The sequence below is a fragment of the Citrobacter sp. Ce006 genome, from assembly GCF_030336535.1.
GTDB lineage: Bacteria > Pseudomonadota > Gammaproteobacteria > Enterobacterales > Enterobacteriaceae > Citrobacter > Citrobacter europaeus.
In genome coordinates this window covers 1-302 of sequence record NZ_JAOWDO010000011.1, presented here as the reverse complement: position 1 = coordinate 302, position 302 = coordinate 1, and the positions used below count along the sequence as shown (strand labels likewise).

General features: G+C 58.3%; 1 protein-coding gene. It reads left to right on the top strand.

The genetic code is table 11. The features are described 5' to 3' along the window. Positions 1–302: SUMF1/EgtB/PvdO family nonheme iron enzyme (locus OGV94_RS00050; protein ID WP_286522104.1), on the top strand; the 302-nt coding region annotated here is incomplete at both ends.

Here is a 302-nt window from a genome sequence, read left to right as displayed (position 1 = left end):
GCCGTCGATCGTTATCCGCCGACCCCCGGCGGGCTGTACGGCATGTCAGAGAACGGCTACGAGTGGGTGAGCGACTGGTATGACCCGGACTATTACGCGAAATCTCCGCGCCAGGATCCGCAGGGTCCGGAGAAGGGTGTCATTCTGGATGACGATAATGGGCAATATATGAAGGTCCGCCGCGGAGGTTATCGTCCTTCACCCGGGTTTGATGTGGGCCTGACCTTTTTTCGCGGCTATGCCATTAAAGACAAGCCTTATCCCGATGGCACCACTGTACGCTGTGCGGTGAACGCTGCGGA